We start from the raw sequence: 20,260 nt of genomic DNA, 5'->3' as shown, positions 1-20,260 counted from the left end.
CCCTTGTATTTGCTGGCTTAGCAGCTCATACACCCCTCGAATTGCGAAGGTCGGGTTAACATGCGGGCGAATGTGAGCAAATGGAGCATTGTCGGGGACGCTGAATGCTGCCAAGATTCGGCTTGCCTATTATTACAGCAGTTTTGATGCATGGCAACGATAACCTTAGAGGGTTTTTGTCAGGTCTCCACTTGGCAATGCTACAAATACTTTGTCCATTCGTAGCGATTGCGAACAAAAGTACCCTAAATAGCTACTTTAAAACACCAACAGCATTCTATCGGGCTCTTCGTTTTCTTACAAAAAAAGATTTGTCGTCTTTTTTTATTTGTTTATCCGTATCTGGCTAAAAAAATGAGCTTCCAGTAACATAAGATAATGGAATATCCACAAACAAACGATTATCAGTGAATCTTCCTCATGTAGAAGACGCTTCCGCCATATTCCCTTCTGATAAGCTGGCCACGGGCAACTAACTCACGAATGATAGACCAATCTGCCTTTGCCCGGCCCAGAGATTCTTTTACCGCGTCTTCACGCATAGGATGCACTGCCGTGATGCTCAGGAGATCCTCCTCTGCATTTCCTGTGAAAGCAAAGGCATTTCCCTCGTAGCCGATAAGGTGTTCTACACAATTGATTTTTTCACAAAATATTTGGTAGGCCAGGAAATCCTTTCTTCTGATGGACGCAGCGCACATTCCTCTGCAGGCGGGCGTGTGGGGATGGCCAGGTATGCCCTCGCGGGCTTCAACTGAGCCAGAAAATCGGCAACCACCCGTATAGATCTTCGTCACCGTTAACGTCTTTTACGAGCATTGTCTCTGTCACCAGTTCTTCTTTGTAAACGTTGGCAAATTCAAGCATCCCGTTTAAAATCGAGGCTAATTGCAAAGTTTTGTGGGGCATGTTGATCGTGCATCCTAACTGGCAATAGATACATGCATAGGTGCAAACCTTTGGTGGAATATTGTTAATACCCAGACTGCGCCCCAAACGTCTTGATGGAACCGGTCCAAAAATGATTATAGTAAAGATGTTTCCTGTTCGGTGTGCACGGGGATTTCTTTGCGTATTTTAAAATTTAGATATTTCAATTATCCTACGTACTACTCCTCAGTTTATAGAGAAAGGCGAAGGATGGAAAGCTGCCTAAGGCCTAATTTAAGTGTATAGAAATTTCAAAGTTTTTCATTGTACCATTTACCCACCCCTAAATCCCCTCCCAAGAGGGGACTTTGTAAGTCCCCTCTTGGGAGGGACCAGGGATAGGTGGAATGTCGTTGGGTTTTTGTCTTTTAAAGCCCAGCCTAATTTATAAATCACGCTCGTCCTTTTAACATTCCGTGCCAGTACAACCTTGGTAAAATGAATGCTTTCAGGGCGTACATGCTATAACGTTCCTGCGATTGGTCAAAAGGAAAGGTTTCCCGCGGATTTAACTTGTAATCAAATTCGGCGAGAATTACGCTTCCGTATCCGGTAACAACAGGACAGGCAGTATAACCATCGTAGGAATCCATCAATGGTGTTCCGTTAATTTTTGCCAACAGATTTCTGACAAGCACCGGCGCCTGTTTTCGGATGGCCGCTGCGGTTTTAGACGTGGGGAGGCTGCTGCAGTCTCCGATTCCAAATATATTATCAAAACGATTATGCTGTAAGGTATCCTTGTTTACGTCCACCCATCCGATTTCACTGGCAAGCGGACTATTTTTTACACAATCGGGGGCGCTCATCGGCGGGGTAACGTGGATCATGTCATATTTCATGGTAACGCTCTCCCCTATTTCCACCTTCTTAAAAATGGCCTCCTTTTTATCCGAGCGTAATTCCACAAGATTATGCTGATACTTCACATCAATTCCTTTCCTTTTCGCTACTTCCACAAGTGCATTAGCATATTTTTTTACTGCAAAAATAACACCCTGGGGAAGGGCAAGGGTAACCGTACTCTTATCCCGCACACCAGTCTTCCGGAAATAATGCTCCGCCAGATAGCATATCTTTTGTGGCGCCCCACCACACTTGATGGGAGTGTTTGGTTGGGTAAAGATGGCGTTACCGCCTTTAAAATTACGGATACTTTCCCATGTTGAATTAACCGTATGGTATGAATAATTGCTACAAACCCCGTTCTTCCCGAGCGATTCCTTTAGTCCGGGAATTTTATCCCAATCAAGCTGAATTCCAGCCGCAACAATCAGGTAGTGATATCCTACGGTCTTCCCTGTTTCTGTGATGAGATTATTGTTTCCCGGATCGAACCGGACAACCCTGTCTTTTATCCAAACAACCCCCGGGGGAATAAGATCCTTTGTGTCCCTTTCAGAGATTTCACGGGGAAATACCCCTGCGCCAACAAGTGTCCATTGGGGTTGATAATAATGTTTCTCTGAAGGTTCGATTATGGCAATCTCAGGAGGAGTATCACTCCTGCTTAATTGAGCTGCTACCGTGATACCGGCAGTACCACCCCCGACAATTACCACCTGATATGTGTCTTTCTGTGCCATGGAAAGGTCTCCTCTGTACTGAGAGTGTTAAGGGAAAAACTCTTGTGGTTTTCTATCCATCTTTATGATTCATTATCTTTGAGCAGACGCCCAAATCGTTTGCCGAAATTAACAAGGAATCCGAGTGCACATTGCAGGTCACAATTTCCTAACGCCTTTATCAGACCAATTATCCCAAGTTTTCCCGGACGATCTTCTTTACATTCCGCAAGTGCGCTGCCGGCTTGTGCTACAATATTTATCGTCTTTGGATTTAAGATACCAGAATTCATGAGTGCCTTCAATTCGTCTGATTTGAGAAATCCGTTCAATAGTGCCGCAGCATCTTTTCCTTGCTTCACAATCTGATCAAAATCTATTCCAAAACACTCCGCATTTTTACACAGTTCGTCAAACGAGTCTACAATCACTGCAAGGGTATCAGGGATTCTCCCGACTTGGTTCAGGAGTAAAGTCAGGGCGTCTATATTTTTGATCAATTGTGATAGGGTATCGATCCTTTTGGGGTCGGTAATCTGGATCAACATTTCCACCGCTCTTTTACAGCGTTCTTCAATATCAATTCCGGATTTTACAGCATTACTATAATACTCGTCAATTGAATCCGTTGTTATTGCCATCATCACAGGAAGTTTTTTGACAATGTCCTCAACGTTTGCAAATGATCTTTCGAGGGAATCGATCCGCCTGAATAGACGTGTTAAGAGTTCCGTTATTTCGGAAATATTCTGGCTTTCCTGTGATGCGGGTTCTTTCGTTTTGTCATATTCCATTGTTCATCCTCACGTTCTTTTCATTTGTATCAATGTCAGTTTATATGCTGTATCCTCGTACTTGTGTTAGAATCGTCTTGCTATTTTAAATTATACCAGATAGAAAAGGTATATCGATAATAATTTGCCCCTCTCCTTCCATGCAAACAAACTCTTTTCGTAACGATTTCGTTTAAAAGAAACCTCTATATGAATACTGTTGACTTGCAGGGGTAGGTTTCAATCCTGCCCCTACGCTGCATGCAATACCTGGTTTTTATTAGAATTTAAAAAACTAACGTGTAATCTCTTTTATAATAATAAATATACCCATCCCCAACACAAACCAGCCAAACCATTTTTTCAGGCTTTCACCGTGGATTTTTTTATTCAGTGCATTGCCAATAAATATTCCGCCAATAGCTGTTATTGTAATAAAAAGCAGCATTTCCCAATCTATGGTGGAGTGTCCAAGATCACCGGTAAAACCAATCAACGATTTAGCAGCTATAATAAGCAATGAAGTACCTACAGCCATTTTCATTGGCAGTCTGCTGAACACTACCAACGCAGGAACAATCAAAAACCCTCCACCGGCGCCCACAAGCCCGGTAAGTGCACCAACAAATGTTCCTTCCAGCACTATCATAGGATAATTAAATCGTTGTGGTTGCTGACCTTCATTCTCATTTTTTTCCTTTTTTATCATGGAGTAAGAAGCAAACGTCATGAAAAAGGCGAACATCGCCATAATAAATACAGGTTTGGTTATTTCGAAATTGCTTATACTGAAGAGATATTGAGGAATCCGAGGTACAAGAAATTTGCGGGTAACGAAAACTGCAGCTATGGATGGTATGCCAAAGACGACCGTCGTTTTCAACTCTACCAGTCCCTGTCTGTATTTGGGCAAAGCGCCAACAAGACTTGTAACGCCGACGATAAAAAGTGAATAGGCCGTGGCAAGAACCGGCTCGATACCGAAAAGATAAACCAACACCGGCACCGTGAGTATAGAGCCACCCCCGCCAATGAGCCCAAGCGAGATGCCAATAATAACCGAGGCAGTATAACCAAGAATCTCCATGTCCTGATCTTTCCCGGAGGGTTATAGACTAACAGCAATTTACTGACTACCTTGCGCTATCCTAAAAAGGCACACAGAAAAAATTGATACCTCTTGAGTCATTTAAAACCTCATCAAAGTAACGCCTTATGCTGATTTTGTCTTGAAAGGGCAGGTTTGAAACCTGTCCCTATTACCGCATTTAATAGCCAGTTTTCATGGGAAATTTTCAAAAAACTACGTTCTTATCAAAAAATTTATTTTTCATAATTATACCTTTACCGGAAACCCTGCATTTATCCATGCCAGCATCCCGCCGGCAAGATTATGCACTTTGGTAAACCCCTGCATTTGCAGGTAACTTCCTGCGATACTTCCCCGATACCCTACACGGCAGGTAACGATAATGTTTTCACTTTTTGGCAAATTCACACCTTTGAGAAGCATTTCGGACAAAGGCATATGTGTAGCTATTTCAATATGCCCTTTGTCCCATTCTGATTCTGACCGAACGTCTATAACGCGCAGGCCAGGGTTTCTCTTTATTTCCTCCTGTAATTCCTGCACGGACATCTGTGAAAGTCTCCCGATCGGATAACCCTGTTCCTGCCATGCGGGAATACCACCCTGCAAATACCCGAGGATTTTGTCATATCCAATCCGGTAAAGGAGGGTACAGATATCCCGATATTTTTTATCGTCTGCAAAGACAAGGATGATCTCCGCCTCCGGATCTATTGCTATACCAATCCAGTTGGCCATTTGATTTCCGAAACCGATATTTATACTTCCGGGGATATGAACGCCACCATATGCAGATGCATCTCTTGTGTCAATAATCATTGCCCCCTTTCTCATTGCTTCCCGGAATTGGAAAGGAGTGAGAGGCCTGTCACCGCTTCGTCTGTCCAACAATGGCGGGCCCTTCGCATTCATCGAAATAATATGTGAAAAACTCTTTGGACGGGCAGGATATTCCTGCATAAAGTGCTTTTTAAACTCAAGGAGAGAACCAAGACGAAGCAGAGGATTTGCGCAACGCTCATATCCCAGCGTAGTGCTGGTTTTGGAACTCATTCCTCTTCCGCAAAGCGAGCCGTGCCCATGTGCAGGAAAGACCTCCAGCCGGTCAGATAATTTGCCCAGTTTTTTATAAATACTCTCGTAAAGATCTTTTACCTGCTGTTCCAACAGTTCCTCTCCTGCCAGATCCGGCCTTCCTATGTCTCCCACAAAAAGAAGATCACCGCTGAGAAGAAACCACGGTTCATCCGACCTGCTTCTATCGGCCACCAGCAGAGAGAGAGAATGCGGCGTGTGTCCCGGGGTATAAACCACCTCGAGCATTGCCGTGCCTAATTCAATACAATCCCCTTCCTTTAATGTTTTATGTTCAAACGTAACGGGTGCTGTTTCATGAAAATAGATATCTGCGCCGGTGCGGGAACGGATTTCCTGATTACCGCTTACATGATCAGCATGGATGTGCGTTTCGATAACATGCGTTATCTTCATTCCCTGACTTTGTGCGATATCAAGGTAATCCTGAACGTCTCTTTTAGGATCAATAACAGCGGCGACCTTTGCGGCAGGACAACCAATCACATAAGAAAAACAACCGATCCCCGGCACTTCAACCTGTTTAAAATACATGAGAATCCCCCCTTTTCCCTTACCTTTTCACTTTTCATTCCTGAATTTCATCCGTTAGCCAAGAGTACCTGCTTCTTTTTCATTTACAGTTCTGGCTGTGTCAAAGCCCTCTCCCCCCCGGCCTATGCCCACACAAATGTATTATATAAAAAGGGTATGCATAACGGCGATAATCCTGGCAAAAAAAGTTTTTTCCATTCAATACCTTTTGCCCATAAGATGCCGCGTGGATCAAGAGAACACATCTACCGTGAAGAGAAACATATAAGGTTAACTTTGTCGTAAGTCTTCAACATGAGCACGGATAAATGGCTCGGTGCAAAAGACTGCGCCTTCTTCGTTCGACAGGCTATGGATGCAGCACCGTACACAACGAGCTTATCACGTTATCACAAAGAAGTCCGTCAAGCCCATCAAGCGCTGTTCGACTAACCAAGCTGATATATTAGTGCCCTAATGGTTGCTTCCCTCTCTCTTTAAGGGCGTTAGCAAATGTATAGATCTTCCCGCCAAAACCTTTTTGGAATTTTTCAGCTTCATCCTTTTTGCCAAAGGCGATCCAGCTATCTGAGCATGCAGGAACAGCACTACTATGAACGAGCATATACATCTTTGAGACATCCATCCATTCGCCGCTAATAAAATCCCTGGCTCTGGCCGATACAACGGTATCCTTCTTTGCTGCATGTTCCCATAATCCGCAGTGAGGGCAACCATAGGACACCGTTTTGCCGTCAGTGAAGGTAATCTGATAGTCCGTATTTTCATTTCCCTCCAGACTCGCGCCACAGAGCGGGCATTTCACATCATCTGCGACGGCAAATTTTCCCATTGTCAGGGCAGCAGCGAACACAAAAAAAAACAAAACCAACCTTGCGTATTTCATTCTAACCTCCTTGTCCTTACAGAAACTTATAAAACACCGTAGCCATGCGACGCCTAACTTGTTTATCAGTCTTCAAAATGGCAAGCCATTAATTTAAACCAAACACATGCGTTACCATCCGAAATGTTTTTTGAAACCTTGTATTATTGATTATAAAACTATTCTCCAGGATTCCCTATAATAAAGGGTAATCCTGGAGGTTTGAGGATACCTATTATTTAGAAACACCTTCGCACAGCATATGGGTGTTAAAATAAGAATTGCCTCCCTTCAGTTCAAATTTCCGCTCACCGTCGCTGTAATTACCTGAAATTACCCTGCCCTGCATTAAAACGGGACTCAATTTACATTTGGTGTTTGTATGTATTATCGGAGTCTTATTATCCCCGCCAAGAACCGGTTCCGTTGTCAGTTGCAGAATCTTGCCGTCATCGACTTTTACGATGAAATTACCGTCTTTGCCGGAGAACTCAATTTTTGCGTTATCGGCCTTCCCGATTTTACCATAATGACCGCAAACACCTTTGGCAAAGCCGATAGCCGCTTGTTTTTGCTTGTCGTCTTTTGCATCGACATATATATTAACCCAATCTCCGGGCTTCATTGCATAGGCAATCTTTGCACCTGTAAGGTCTGTACCGTCATAGTTGCCATCACTCAGAGACAGGGCAGCCATAGTTTGACAACCCCCCTCCCATCCAATCAATTCGCAGGCACATGGCAAATTACAACTGCATCCCTCTACAAAGATTCCTTTTACACTGTATTTCTCACCTGCATGGGTGTTGTGATGTGCATGGTCGTGCTCATGTTTATGCTCATGGGCAAAAACCGTACAAAAGGACATGCCGGATGTTCCACCGGCAAAGACTGTGGCAAGTAAAACACCAAGGGTTATAATAAATTTCTTAGACATGAATATCTCCTTTCCAGATTAGAACAAAATCCCGTAAAACATCTTAACAAATTTAAGAAGGTAAAGATTGCTGCATAATTACCCTGAAAGAACCGAAAAAATCGCAGTGGTACGGTGCGCTTTGTTACCACAAAATAATTCTGCGAAAAATGTCACGTTATGTCTTCGCTTGCATGTAGGATGGCATGGACAAATTTGTTTGTCCATGATGTTAGAATATACACACGGATTTGGAATATATCACACTGACAAACAACGTTTGCCAGTGCCACCCTGTAACCCGCTTAAATGAAATGAAAATTCTTGTGCAATAATTTTAATTTCTTCTTTCAATACCCTTTGCAAACTTCATAGCCTCTTGGGTAAGCGAAGCCATTATTTCTTTTCTGTCTCTTTTTCCAATTTCTTCACCCTCTCCTGTAGACAATCAACACACCTATTGCAATTGCCTGTGCACTCTTCATGTCCGCATTTTTCACACTTCTTAGCGGTTTCCTTTGCAGCCTTTCGTCGTGCTATACACTCTTCGCATTTCTTGCAATCACCCGGACATACATAGTGCCCGCAATCCTCACAACTATGATGCCCGTGCCCATGTGCAAAGAGTGTCCGATAAGATATGCCGGACGTTCCCGCGGCAAAAGCAACGGCAATTAAAATACCAAGGGTTATAACAAATTTTCTAGACATGTATGCTCCTTTCCGGACTAAAATACAATCCTGTAAAACATTTCAAAATTCAACAAATGCTTCTCTCCATAATACCCACCTCCTTTCAAAACTAAGATGTAAAGACTTTATTAAATTATAGATCAGTAAAACCATGCCCCCCGATAGTTAAATTTTAAATACAAATCATGCTATTCAGTATTTTATCAGAGGAAAATTTTGTCTAACATACTGTTTGTTTATACCAGTCCTATCAGCAATTTCTGCCACGGTCTCGCGTCTTTTTCTAACTATAATTATATCATTCATTCGGGTCTTTCGTCAACTTGAAGCATCGGGTAAGGTTTGAAAAGTCTTGCAAATAGCCATATTTAAACCGTTTTCCTTTTAAAATCCTCCTTCCATCCTGTCGCAACACCTTCAGCATTTTTCCATTCCTGTCTTTTTGTTTACTTGTTTTGCCTTTAATGTCTTCTCGCCCGATTTTAGCAATTCGAGGGGTATGCCTCTGGCAAAACCGAGGGGTAAAGTAAAAAGGCCGGCACTACAAGGCTTTTTGAGAGGTCACCATTGGAATATCAGGATTTTCACAGCAAATCTTGCCTAAAAACGACCTTTCCTTGCTCAGGTTGCGTATATCGGGCTAACTTCAAAAGTTATATTACTTTCCCTTCCTTGATGTATTCACGCATGATGGCAGATTCCAGCCTCTTTAATCCGACAACCCCGGATTTATCAGCCAATGCTTCCAGGGAGCAATACTGAGTTACATTCATAATACTTGCACCGGCAAGTTCGAAACGGGCTGATACCTGCCGCCAATCGATATCTTCTTCAATTTTGATCTGTGGTGGGAAGGCCTTGCGCCATATTTCATAGCGCTCTTCAGGACGTGGCATGGGGAAATGAATAATGTTCTGAAACCGCCTGACAAAGGCATCGTCTATATTGCCGCGCTGATTGGTGGCTAAAATCACCAGCCCGTCGTAACCTTCGATGCGCTGCAGCAGATAGGCGGCTTCCTGGTTGGCATATTTATCGTGGGCATCCCGTATGTCGGTTCTTTTGCCGAAAAGGGCATCTGCTTCATCAAAAAACAATATCCAGTCCTTATTTTCTGCTTTATCGAACAGTCTCGACAGGTTTTTCTCTGTCTCGCCGATATACTTTGACACTACCCGTGAGAGATCAATGCGAAAGACATCCTTGCCTGTGTATTTTCCCAATAAGGTGGCGGTCAATGTCTTGCCCGTACCGGGTGGCCCATAGAACAAGGCGCGGTAACCGGGCTTTATCTTTTTCTTCATGCCCCATTCATGCAAAAGAGTGTCGTTGTGAGTAATCCAGTTTTCAATTTCCCGGATCTGAAGCAAGGTGTTGGGGTGTAACACCAGATCGCCCCATTCCATTTCGGTTTCAATATATTCCGCCGGGAAATCGATGCTGAAACGTGGTTTGCTGATCATGCCGGTGGTAAGCTGTTCCACGATTTCAGGATCAAGGACCAAACGTCCGCTCATCACGGGTTCGCCTTCGCGGACGGGTTCGAGCCAGAGGATGTGCTTTTTGGCAAACCAGTGTTCGCTGCTCAAGATGCGCTGCACTTCGATACGGCCTTCGAGGTCGTCACCCGCGAGGATGAACTGCGCAGTTTCTCCTGTGGGAAGGATGCTACGGTGGTTCGTGCCCTTGACGCCGCCAAATTCAGGATAATCGCCGCCTTCCGGAAAGTGTTTCGAGACGATCTGCCCGAGATAATCAGGCTGAAGATGCGGTGTCAGTGCCAGCATAAATAACACGAGCTCCTCAAAAGAGGGTTGATGTGTTGCAATAAATTTTGCCAACCCGGAATCTTCATTGTAAAATTCAAAGGGACCTGCTTCAAACTCCTTGGCCTGACCGAGATGGACATCCAGCCGATTATCTATAACTTTTTTCAGCCAATCGAGGACCAGTTGAATGTTGGTGGGGTTTTGTTTCATACATCTCCTGATTTAAAATTGTTTCTTTAACTACGCCCCAGGAGTAAGTCGAGAATGTCTTTCTCTTTGAGATTCAATTCTCTTCGCCCAAGATCTGCGCGCATCGCCAGTACCAGCTTATTCAGCAGAGCCATGGTCTCGCTTCCTTCTTTCTTTTCATCTCGTATTTTCCGCCGAATTTTCAAATAGGTTGTAATGACCTTTGGGCCCCCGTACAAAACGAGGAGCTGCTCGAGCTTTATAAGCTCGCCTTCATCAGCCTGCCCTTCCTCGCCCGTCGTATTTCTTCTTAATAGATCAGACAGAAAAACTACAAGGCGCTCATAAACGTTCGATTTAACTGACAAGCCCTCGTTTGTGCAACGCGCCCTCAATCCGCCCGCGATGATTACTGCGCAGAGTACGACAACAATCGAAGCAATGGCGGCAATGGTCCCGTACTGCGGCCCAAGCGTATCAAAGATGTTCACAACGTATTTGAACAGAAAATAACCGCCGGCCAGCAACACCGCCAGCAAGGCCAATCCTGAAATCATCCCAAGTACAGTACTAAAAGCCTTCATGAAATCTCCTGTTCACGAAACTCCACTATTTGTCTACTACAACCTTTTTATTAAATCTGACTGCTTTGATAACGTTTGCATTATCCCTGTATTCTTTACTGTTTGTATCCGGAAATCTACTTTTAAGGCTTATTAACATTTTCCCTTCAAAGTCGTTAATATCTGAATAAGGACGATTACGTTTAATATCATTAACGATGCTAGCACTAATTCCGCCTTTCTCACGTAAATGAGTACCACCGCTGGTATTGAGGCTTGCTTTATCACTACTGGTAAAATCAGGCAATGGTACTTGAGCGCTCATTGAAAATGACGAGGGACCCTTCTCCGAAAAATCTGCAACTCCGGCTTTCTTCCCTTTGTAAAGATGAAGACCGGCCGTAGTGCTGACCGAGTTGGCAAATTGATTCCCGGAAACCTTCTCTCCAAAATAGCTGACCCGCGTTGTCAACCAGATCACACTGGCAGGTGACTTAGCGCTGTCAGCTTTTTTGGCCAGCAACGAACTGGTCGCACCTTCTATGCCTGAACGCCATGCGCTGTTTACGCTGTTTGGCGCAGGAATAAGGTTGCCTGCAACGGCGTTTCCGCCCAAAGTATTTGACACCAGATGCATCTGCACCCATTTGTCGCCTTTCAAAGAGGACAGCTTCTGGTCCTCAATGTAACTCCACCCTTGTGTGCCATGATTGCCTGACGTAGGGGTCCCTTTTTTTAATTTGGCGCTTGACTGTTTTTCTACCTTGGATTCAGTGGGCGGTACTCCGCCGGGAGATATTACTGGTTCAGGATAATCTTTCGCTGTCAAATCGCCGCCGCCTAAATCCATCAAGGTCTGACTGATTTCGGCCAAAGCGGCTGTGACAAGTTGAGTAGATTCCTTCTCTTCTTTGGTTTTTGTTCCCTGTTTGAAAACAATCTCTTTTTGTTTGATTACGCCTTCCGCCAGAGCTATTTTGGCCAGGATTTCGGGATTGTCCTTGTTTTCAGTTTTTTTCTGTTCCAGGTAGGTCGTTATAGGTATAGTTGTAGTGGCAATCATCAACGTAGCATTGTCAGCGGACCCTGAAAAAGAAAGGGTATGGGCTTCGCCGGCTTTATTGGTAAATGGTTTTTTGGCCTTCCACCATTCCGAAACAGCTGCTTTGGCTTTGCTGAGCATCTTCCCCAGCCAATCGACAATCTTATCCAGCCCCTTGTCAATCGGCTGGCGTATCTTTTTGACTATTCCTACAATCTTGTCCGGTATACCTCCGAGCCCTGCAAACTTAGCCAAAAATGCAATTATGACTGTAAGGGTATTGGCCATAGTCTGTTCAACCTTCTTGGCGGCATTGGCGATCTGACCTGCCGCTATGGCGGAGATTGAGTCGATGAAGGAGGCAACGACGGCGGCGATCTGGTTGATTTTCTGGATGAAGAAGGAGATGGTGTTGTAAATGGCGATAATGGCCTGGATCACCGCCCCGGCAGGGTTCAGCATGGTTACTAATTTTGTTACGGCTGCCTTCACGATCTCGGTTGTGACCATCTGGGTAATCTGTGCGATAAGCTGATCCTTGAGATCGGTCAGTTCCGCTTTAATCTGCTCCCAGGCCGCTGCCGGACCATCCTTTACCAAGGTAACCAGGATACCTGCGGTTTTTTCTAAAACGACAAGGACTGGTTCGGGGATGATTTTCACCAGTTTGTTGCGGATATTCTGCCATGTCAGACCCAGAACCGAAAGCACCAGTTTGACAATTTCTATCAAAGTGAATGACTTGGGAATATACACTCCAGCCTCGGCCAATGGACCGACCAGCCAGTTGATCAGGGCGGCTTTCAGATGTTCGCCGATACGCTCTTTAAACATCTCAAAACCCATTTTACCGGCGCGGACCAGATTGCCGACAAAACCGACGGGATTCTTTATGATGGTAATGAAGGTCGACTTGGCTTTGGCCACGTACGGCACCGCCTTTGGTGCCACCACGGTAAAGATGATCTCCAGCAAATCCAGAACGGTATTGAGGGCCCATTTATAGAAGTCCAGTATGAAATTGCCGAATACCTTGATAACCTTGGCGAAGAGGTTGGGAAGTATAATAAAGTCCATCACCTCCAGCGATTTCAGCATGGCGATAAAATCCTCTGGGAATCGGGCCACAAGGGCAAACAACCCCTGCATGGCATTTTGGAACCACTGCCACGCTTTTTGGACGGCATTTCCCTTCTTGATGTTTTCCCAAATCTCCTCTTGCCCGATGAGTTTCATAAAACCACCGATCAGGGTATCGGGGGTTCTTGGTACGGGTTCTTTAGTGATCGGATTTTTGCCGAGCAAGGCACAGAGCAGGTCAAATCCTCGCGTGTTTTTCGCCAAAGCCGCCAGCGGCATTAACACCGCATCGCGGATGAACTGGAGTATCTCCTGGAAGATGCTGCCTATGAAATCGATAATCTCATTGACCGGCTTGGTAAATATGCTGACGGCTCTTTCCCAGGTGCGGACAGGGTGGAGGATAATGTCCAGAAAATCAAGGTCGTCAATGAATTTTCCAATGGCAGACTTGATAGTTCCAAGCAGATTGGAAAAGCGTTTCAGTTTTCCTTCGACCCAGCTCCCCGCTTTTTCAAAGACGTTGTACTTCTCTAAGGCATCGGTAATGATCTTTCCACCGGGCAAAAACTCCACGATGGCGCGTAGAATGTTCGCCGCGCTTCGGTCCGCAGCTTCGCCGTTAATCGGATTGACGCCGATTACAATGGTGAACATGCGATATCCCGGAATGTTATAGGCCTTTTCGGCAAGCCAATCGATGACATCCTGCCAGGATGGGATATCTATGCCGAGAAAGCGCTGTATGGGAGGCGCTGCTGTAGTTGTGCTCACCTGCGGACTCCGCTGAATGGAATGACCCTGCTGTATGGTGTGAGTCAACTCATGGGCAAGTAGTTGTTTCCCCTCGCTTGTGCCTGGCTGGTACTGGTCGCGCGAGAAAAAAACGTGATTCTGGTAGGTAAACGCCCGGGCGCTCAGTTGGTTGCTCAAACCGGCGGATTCGGCATCGCTATGGATACGCACATTGCTGAAGTCGGCATTAAAGCGGGGCTCCATGTAGCCTCGCACATCGCTTGAAAGAGGCTGGCCACCGGTGGTTTTGCCCTGAATAGCAGTCTGGGTATCACTCGTTAACGAAGGAGCGCCGCCGCCATCCCGCTGCAATTTTTCTTCGCTGGCAGCAGCCTTTTGAATCTTTTCTTCTTCTTTTTTTGAGACCTTTTCCTCGGAAATAGGCGCCCTTTGTATTTTTTCTTCCTTTTCCTTTTCTTTTTTTTGTAACTTTTCGTTGGTTTGTTCCGGAAGTTTTTTCTCAATTGATGCAGGGGATGGCATCCGCATCACCTTGCCGGCCATCTTATCAGCTTCCTGCTCGAGCTTATCTCCCGGCTTATTGACCGTCATTTTCATCTGGACAACTGGGGTGACGGTTGACCTCTGCGGCATGAAAAAACCGACTTCTCCTGTCTTTGCGAAAAAAGGACGGTTCGCAACATGCGTTGCCGTCGCCGAGGTCGTTGTAGATGATTTTTCCGCACTGGTCTTCATAGTTTATTCAGTACCAAATTGCAACTATTCAGCTTACTTTTGGCTACAACCACTATGAGTGAACAAAATAGTGATTATATAATCCCGAAGGGATGTCATTATTATAGAATATCGTTATACCGTTTTTGTTAACCCCCGTAGGGGTGATATGGTATCATTGTTTCCGCAAAATTTCATCCCTACGGGGTTGAATATTGTGGTGTGTTTTTTCCTATAATCATGTCATCCCTTCGGGATTTTTCCGTCTGCCCGTTTTCCCTGTAAACCCTTTACCATTTTGAAAAAATAGTCTCCTTCAGTTTCGCTGAGTAGTTACCCCAAATCACTACTTCCATTCCACCCATAGCATCCTCTCCATCCATGGCAGCTTGATCATGGAAATACCCCATGGCAATTGGTCCAAAAGGACGTCGAATCCCCTCGATTCAACTATCAATAGCCAATCGCTACCCCTCAAAGACACTTTCCCCGGACGCAGCAGAAATGTCCCGCGTAAGCCGTCGGCTGAAGTGTTGCGCAGCGCATCCCAGTGGCGGATAACGGCTGCAAGCAGGGCGGCGGCCTCTTCCTGCTCCGCAAGTGTCAATGCCACATCTGACTCTACCGGCGTCTCCAAAGGCACGTTGCAGAGAATTTTTGGCAAAATCAACTCATGCTCCGGTGCAATGATCTGACCGGTAGCCAGAAGATGAAGCAGGCACAAAGCGCGCTCTGGCTGGAAGAGTTTGTCTTCCCCGGCGATGCCCAGCCCCGTGAAAAGCCGTGGCAGGAAAGGATGCAATAAAACCAGACCGGCATTCTCAATATAAAGGCCTTCTTCTATATCGGGATGTGTGCTTCTCATGATGGGTTTATTATCAGCCCCAGGGAGATTTTCTGCCATTGGTTCAAGATATAGTTCTTCGCCGGCTCCGGAATATCCATTAGTAATTGAGGCGTTATCCAATCCAGAAAATCGTGGCGGTGTCCTGTTGGTTACTTCCGGCCAGTGAAGCTCCAGGACTCTTGCCAGTTCAGCATGTCCTGTTGCTGTGACAGGCATGGCACACCAGGCTTCTCCGACAAGTTCCATCGATGTCAGGGCGCGCCCTTCCGCAAGTTTGGCAAACGCCGTTTCCCACAGGACGCGTTCGAAATATTTTCTATCATCAGATGCCATAGCCGAACTGCGCAGTGTCTGTAAAACCCCATCCATTACCGTCTTGCCTTCAGACGAAAGCAGGGCAATCAGGATTTCTAACAAAGCCGGGGAAAATTGCCGGACCAGGCGCTTCTGGACTGTGACGCCAGCAAGCGTCCGCAGTATCTCATCGCGTCCAGCGAAAGGATCAAAGCCTGATTTCTCCGCCTCCTGCCATGAATCGAGTATAACCTGCTCCATGGTGGCTCCGTCTGGCAAGCGGAACGACCAGGGCAGGCTGCCGTTTTTTAGAAAATAGATCATTGCTTCGTTGATGGACTGTTGCCCCGTTTTCTGCCGTATGTTGCCAGAGATTGCCATTGCAGGCAATCCTTCCGGCGGAGTATATCCGCGCAACAATTTTTCCAGTTCCTGCGCCACAGACTCTGTCAGTTTGTGCTCCAATTGTTCAAGTGTCAGGATCCCGGCGTCGATTTCCAGCCTTTCTATGAGAAGATGTCCCTTTTGTGGTGTAAAACATTCCAGGACCTGCTCGATGGCTGGCATCAGCCTATGCTGAACCAGGTCTGGTAAGCTGCGCTGCAAGGCCAGTCCGTCAGACTCCGTGCCATTGAGCTCGACGTGGAGATATTGTTTCTTTATTCTGTGGTGTAATGATGTATGCATCGTCATACGTTAAGAGTAATTGTTGTTATTGCACTTACTCTGCATCCATCCTTTGTGTATGCGGTCAGCCTCACATTCTTAATACCTGGTTCCAGGGACTTAAATATAAACTTGGCCTTTTGTTCATTCGACAGGGACGGAATTCCGTCCTGCACCTCCCAAAGGTAGGCAATCGGCTGGTCAGCACCAGATTGCTCTGCGCTCAAGATAACAACATTCTCAATAATCTCTTTGTTGATACTCAGTTTTAAGTCCACATTTTCGCAGAGATTTTTGCTTGGATGATTAGGATCACACTTGTCGATTTGTGCAATATTAAAAGCTGGAATAAATACATCAGACAGAATATTCTCGCCTTGGGACACTTTTAACGTGCTTCCTCTGGAATTGATTGCAACTCTTACATTTGGAGCAAGATGAGTTGTATTTTCATAGCCCCACGCAAGTAGTAACTCAAAATCGAGACATTGGAAATACTCTATCTCCCAGGAATCCAATCCAGACTGAGATTCTTTTTTATTATAATTAAATGTCAGCCAGTCAGGACTGCCAGTTTTTTTACCTACCAGTTCATTCATCAGTTTCGTAAACTCCTCCCCCCCGTTAGCCTTCTTGATAATTGTGGCAACTTCCTTTGTCAAGTTAACTTTTTGTCCATTTGTACCATCAAATATGAAACGAATATCTATAATATTTAAATTCTGATCCGGAACAGGAAGGGAAAAGCGATAGCCGCGACGCAGGGCAATGCCGTTACAAGGCAGTGTGCATGGCTCTTTAACCGTATGGGTAAATTCTTTAGTTGTTTGACACCCTGCGCCATCGGTAATCGTCACGCTTATCTTCTCGCCGCTCTTGACTGCCGTGCTGTTAAATCCGTTACCATTAATAGTACCATTACCCGTTTCGAGTTTGTAGGGGAATGTGCCTCCGCCAATAGTGAAACTAACGGTGTAGGTCTGTTTCTGCACATTTTCGGCATAGGCTTCTGCTCCAATGGTCAGTGGCTCCGGTACTGTCAGGGATTGAGGATCAGACTCCACTCCTGCATTGTCACGGATTACGAGGGTATGCAGGCCGCTGGACATAACAATTTTGTCCGTAAACGCCTGGAAGGGAAGCTCATCAAGTTTATAGTCGTATGGCGACTCTCCGCCCTTTGGCGCGATCATAACTTCTGCCATGTTTTCGGGGTTTGTGCAGCCGATTTGCATGGTAAAGGTCGGTGGTATCTTTGGTAGTGTGAACTGCACCGGCGAACAATCTGCACAGCAAAGGTAGGGCAGGAAAAAATCAGCGATAACAGCTCCGTCAGCGAGCTTGTCTACCGTTTCAGTGAATATTTTGCCCACTGCTGGGTTCAGCCAGATTTCTTCTGTTTTTGGCAGAGGAGAAGCTTTTTCAATCAATTCACTAAAGATCTGTTGAAAGTCCGGGATACCACTTACTTCAGCTTTTGAGTTGAGGCGGATTAAAGCCTCGACAGATTCTTTGCTCATTATTCCTTCTTTTAAGGGCTTGAGAAACTCAGCGTCACTAACATTCTTGACATTAGAATTCCCCTTAATTCCAGCCTGGTCATGGACATCATGGTAGACAATTATGAATGTCCCGCCCAATGGGACCCCTGCCTTGTGCTGGATACCGGGATGTTTTTTGAGGAAAAAGCTAAGGAACTGCTTTTGCTTGATTTCTTTGATGCGTCTTTTATACTCTTCATGAATTGCCTTTACCGGTTCAAGTTTGCATGAAAAAAGCACCTGATCGAAATGGTCTATCAAATCCTCCTCGGGTATAAACTTCTGAAATTCCGGAGATATATTTTTTACTGCATTGCTTCTGAAATAACGGATCAGACCGATTAAATCCTGATACTTGTTCTCGAAGTCGGCATAGCCCAAAGCATCTAAACTATCGGGTAGGATTTCAGCAAGCTTTGTAAAATAATAGATAGACACTATATGCGCATAGTATTTTGCATCTGGAGCAACAGTGCCGTTGAATAGCGCACAATAAACCCCCCATAATGCATTATCGTCTATCTTATTTTGATCAACATCGATATAAGGAATTGACTGAATAAGTGTCAAATATTTTTCATACCAGGCGCCAACCGTGCCCGTATTGTAAAAAAAATTGGGCGCATATTTTTTCAGCAAAGGAAGCTTGGGAATTCCGTTAGGCAGCTTGGAACCTTCAATCGGAATATCATAGAGATACATCGTGCCTTCGCACAAGGTGGACAAGAGTTCTTCGCGTTGGACGTCATATATTGATTCTAAATCCTGAAACCAGCACTTCTCTTGGTTTAAATCTACCGCTATGTTCTCGTCAAAGGCGCCTGTGCGCAATGCAATGATTTCAATGGGCAGGCGGCAAAGGTCTTTCAGGTAAATCAGCCTCTTCAGGACTTTCTGATAGTCTTTCCCCAAATGCCCTTCGATACGCAGGAAATTATACGGTTCCAGGTCATAGCGCAAGGCGTCTGGGGCAGACGGATTATATTCATAAGAACGATAACCTAAGATTTGTTTAGCGCGGCCCTGGCGCGTCTTTTCAGGATCCCAAAAAAGATGCATGGCCTTATCATAATAATAAGGGATAGCTTTATCCGACAGCGGCATAGCCCCCAGTTTACTCGGCGTTATGCGAACCTGCTTATCTTCAGAAGCTTCGTATACCTCATACAAAATTTTCTTCGGCAAAGGAGGTGTGTCAGTAAAAAAATCAATCATCTTTACCATGCGCTGGAACAATTGTTTCAGTTCATTCACAGTCTCCTCGCATCTGCCGATTGCAGGTGATGCCAGGAATCTTTGCCGGTACCCGCTAGAATTTTCATCTAAAACGCCCAGCACCAGATGCCGTGGGAATAATTTGTCTGGCGGACAGCAGGAGCATAATAGTTCCGCGCCTTTCCAGCGAAACTCATTATAGGCCTTAATCAGGTCGTCAAAAAAATCATAGTAATACTGAAGAAAGAGTACCTGGACCATATTCTCCGGCACACTATTCAGAAAACCGAATTTTTTGCTGAATCCGGCAAAAGGATCGGTCGGATATTCTTCTTTCAGCAGGAGCCCGAAGGCTGCATATGCCGAACTGAGAGCACCTCCGGTGTTATTCACTATTCCGGAACTAAAAACCGAAAGAAAAGCTGCCATTACTTGTTCAGTAGTACTTGGCCTCTTATTGGGAACATCATAGCGCGGCAGACTCAGATCCGGCAGATCCAGTCTGGTCAACAGGGTTTTTTCAAGTTCGTCAGAAGTCAGGCCACTCTCTAAACCTTTAGTCTTTTCGATGATTTTTTTAAGATCGCTTACGTTTATCAATAAACGACGCACCGTCGCCGTCATCACAGACCCTTTGTCATCGCAATTATTGGGGCTGCAATTGCGCAGTCCTTCCCTTTTCAGCTCTAGAAACAACAGTACCGCTTTATCATTCAGGAAACTTGTCGTCAGTTGTGTTGTATCAAGCTCGCCTGCCGGGAACAACTCCCACAGAGAGTACTGGGTCGAAGGGGATGAACTGTCCTTGAATGAGGGGTAATCCGGATCGCCTGGCAATTTGTACTCCCGGTATGAAACCAATGACACATCCTCAGATTCCTCAATAAGATAGCCTTCCGATGTAACGCCGCACCCTTTTGACAGACGAATAATCGCTTCGGTTTGAGATTTCACCTCCGGGCGAATCTCCAGGCCGCAGATAATGCCGATGCCGATGAGGTTGGCGCGCGTCAACCGTTCCTGTTCATCCAGGTAATTGAATGCCTGATTCAGATGCACATCGGAAAGAACCTGATTAGGCTCAAAGACCGGATAACTTTCACTTTTTTCAGTAGGTTCCATA

The 20,260-nt window shown here is 45.3% G+C and carries 12 protein-coding genes and 1 pseudogene; all 13 read right to left on the bottom strand.

Going from position 1 to position 20,260, the window contains the following annotated elements; genetic code table 11:
* Nucleotides 1-404 precede the first annotated feature (404 nt).
* The 13 genes and pseudogenes from BIY37_RS14435 to BIY37_RS12390 all read right to left on the bottom strand — a co-directional run bounded on the left by BIY37_RS14435 (nucleotide 405) and on the right by BIY37_RS12390 (nucleotide 20,259).
* Nucleotides 405-1,029: pseudogene (locus tag BIY37_RS14435) on the bottom strand (radical SAM protein).
* 293 nt (nucleotides 1,030-1,322) lie between these two features.
* Nucleotides 1,323-2,516 (bottom strand): FAD/NAD(P)-binding oxidoreductase, encoded by a 1,194-nt coding sequence (locus BIY37_RS12445; RefSeq protein WP_070068168.1) that lies wholly within the window; start codon nucleotides 2,514-2,516, stop codon nucleotides 1,323-1,325.
* Between the two features lie 62 nt (nucleotides 2,517-2,578).
* Nucleotides 2,579-3,289 carry a DUF1641 domain-containing protein gene (locus BIY37_RS12440; protein WP_070068167.1) on the bottom strand — a complete coding sequence of 237 codons (711 nt, stop codon included), beginning with the start codon at nucleotides 3,287-3,289 and terminating at the stop codon, nucleotides 2,579-2,581.
* Nucleotides 3,290-3,563: 274 nt separating this feature from the next.
* A complete protein-coding gene (locus BIY37_RS12435) occupies nucleotides 3,564-4,355 on the bottom strand; it encodes a sulfite exporter TauE/SafE family protein (RefSeq protein WP_070068166.1) in 792 nt (263 codons plus the stop codon).
* Nucleotides 4,356-4,604: 249 nt separating this feature from the next.
* On the bottom strand, nucleotides 4,605-5,987 hold the full coding sequence (locus BIY37_RS12430; protein ID WP_070068165.1) for an MBL fold metallo-hydrolase: 1,383 nt from the start codon (nucleotides 5,985-5,987) through the stop codon (nucleotides 4,605-4,607).
* 445 nt (nucleotides 5,988-6,432) lie between these two features.
* Nucleotides 6,433-6,873 (bottom strand): nitrous oxide reductase accessory protein NosL, encoded by a 441-nt coding sequence (locus BIY37_RS12425; RefSeq protein WP_070068164.1) that lies wholly within the window; start codon nucleotides 6,871-6,873, stop codon nucleotides 6,433-6,435.
* A 214-nt stretch (nucleotides 6,874-7,087) separates the two neighbouring features.
* On the bottom strand, nucleotides 7,088-7,789 hold the full coding sequence (locus BIY37_RS12420; protein ID WP_070068163.1) for a DUF1326 domain-containing protein: 702 nt from the start codon (nucleotides 7,787-7,789) through the stop codon (nucleotides 7,088-7,090).
* A gap of 375 nt (nucleotides 7,790-8,164) precedes the next feature.
* Nucleotides 8,165-8,479: a hypothetical protein gene (locus BIY37_RS12415; protein WP_070068162.1), complete on the bottom strand. Its 315-nt coding sequence runs from the start codon at nucleotides 8,477-8,479 to the stop codon at nucleotides 8,165-8,167.
* 635 nt (nucleotides 8,480-9,114) lie between these two features.
* Nucleotides 9,115-10,440, bottom strand: coding sequence for an ATP-binding protein (locus BIY37_RS12410; RefSeq protein WP_070068161.1), 1,326 nt, complete (start codon nucleotides 10,438-10,440; stop codon nucleotides 9,115-9,117).
* Between the two features lie 26 nt (nucleotides 10,441-10,466).
* On the bottom strand, nucleotides 10,467-11,003 hold the full coding sequence (locus tag BIY37_RS12405; protein ID WP_070068160.1) for a hypothetical protein: 537 nt from the start codon (nucleotides 11,001-11,003) through the stop codon (nucleotides 10,467-10,469).
* Nucleotides 11,004-11,028: 25 nt separating this feature from the next.
* Nucleotides 11,029-14,595 (bottom strand): eCIS core domain-containing protein, encoded by a 3,567-nt coding sequence (locus BIY37_RS12400; RefSeq protein WP_080325074.1) that lies wholly within the window; start codon nucleotides 14,593-14,595, stop codon nucleotides 11,029-11,031.
* A gap of 325 nt (nucleotides 14,596-14,920) precedes the next feature.
* Nucleotides 14,921-16,402 carry a contractile injection system tape measure protein gene (locus tag BIY37_RS12395; protein ID WP_070068170.1) on the bottom strand — a complete coding sequence of 494 codons (1,482 nt, stop codon included), beginning with the start codon at nucleotides 16,400-16,402 and terminating at the stop codon, nucleotides 14,921-14,923.
* A gap of 2 nt (nucleotides 16,403-16,404) precedes the next feature.
* Entirely contained in the window at nucleotides 16,405-20,259 is a 3,855-nt protein-coding gene (locus BIY37_RS12390; protein WP_070068159.1) for a PKD domain-containing protein, read from the bottom strand.
* Nucleotide 20,260 lies beyond the last annotated feature (1 nt).

The organism is Candidatus Brocadia sapporoensis, from assembly GCF_001753675.2.
In the GTDB taxonomy this organism is placed as follows: domain Bacteria; phylum Planctomycetota; class Brocadiia; order Brocadiales; family Brocadiaceae; genus Brocadia; species Brocadia sapporoensis.
Note: the sequence above shows the minus strand (reverse complement) of the source record. Positions and strands in the feature narration are given on the sequence as shown.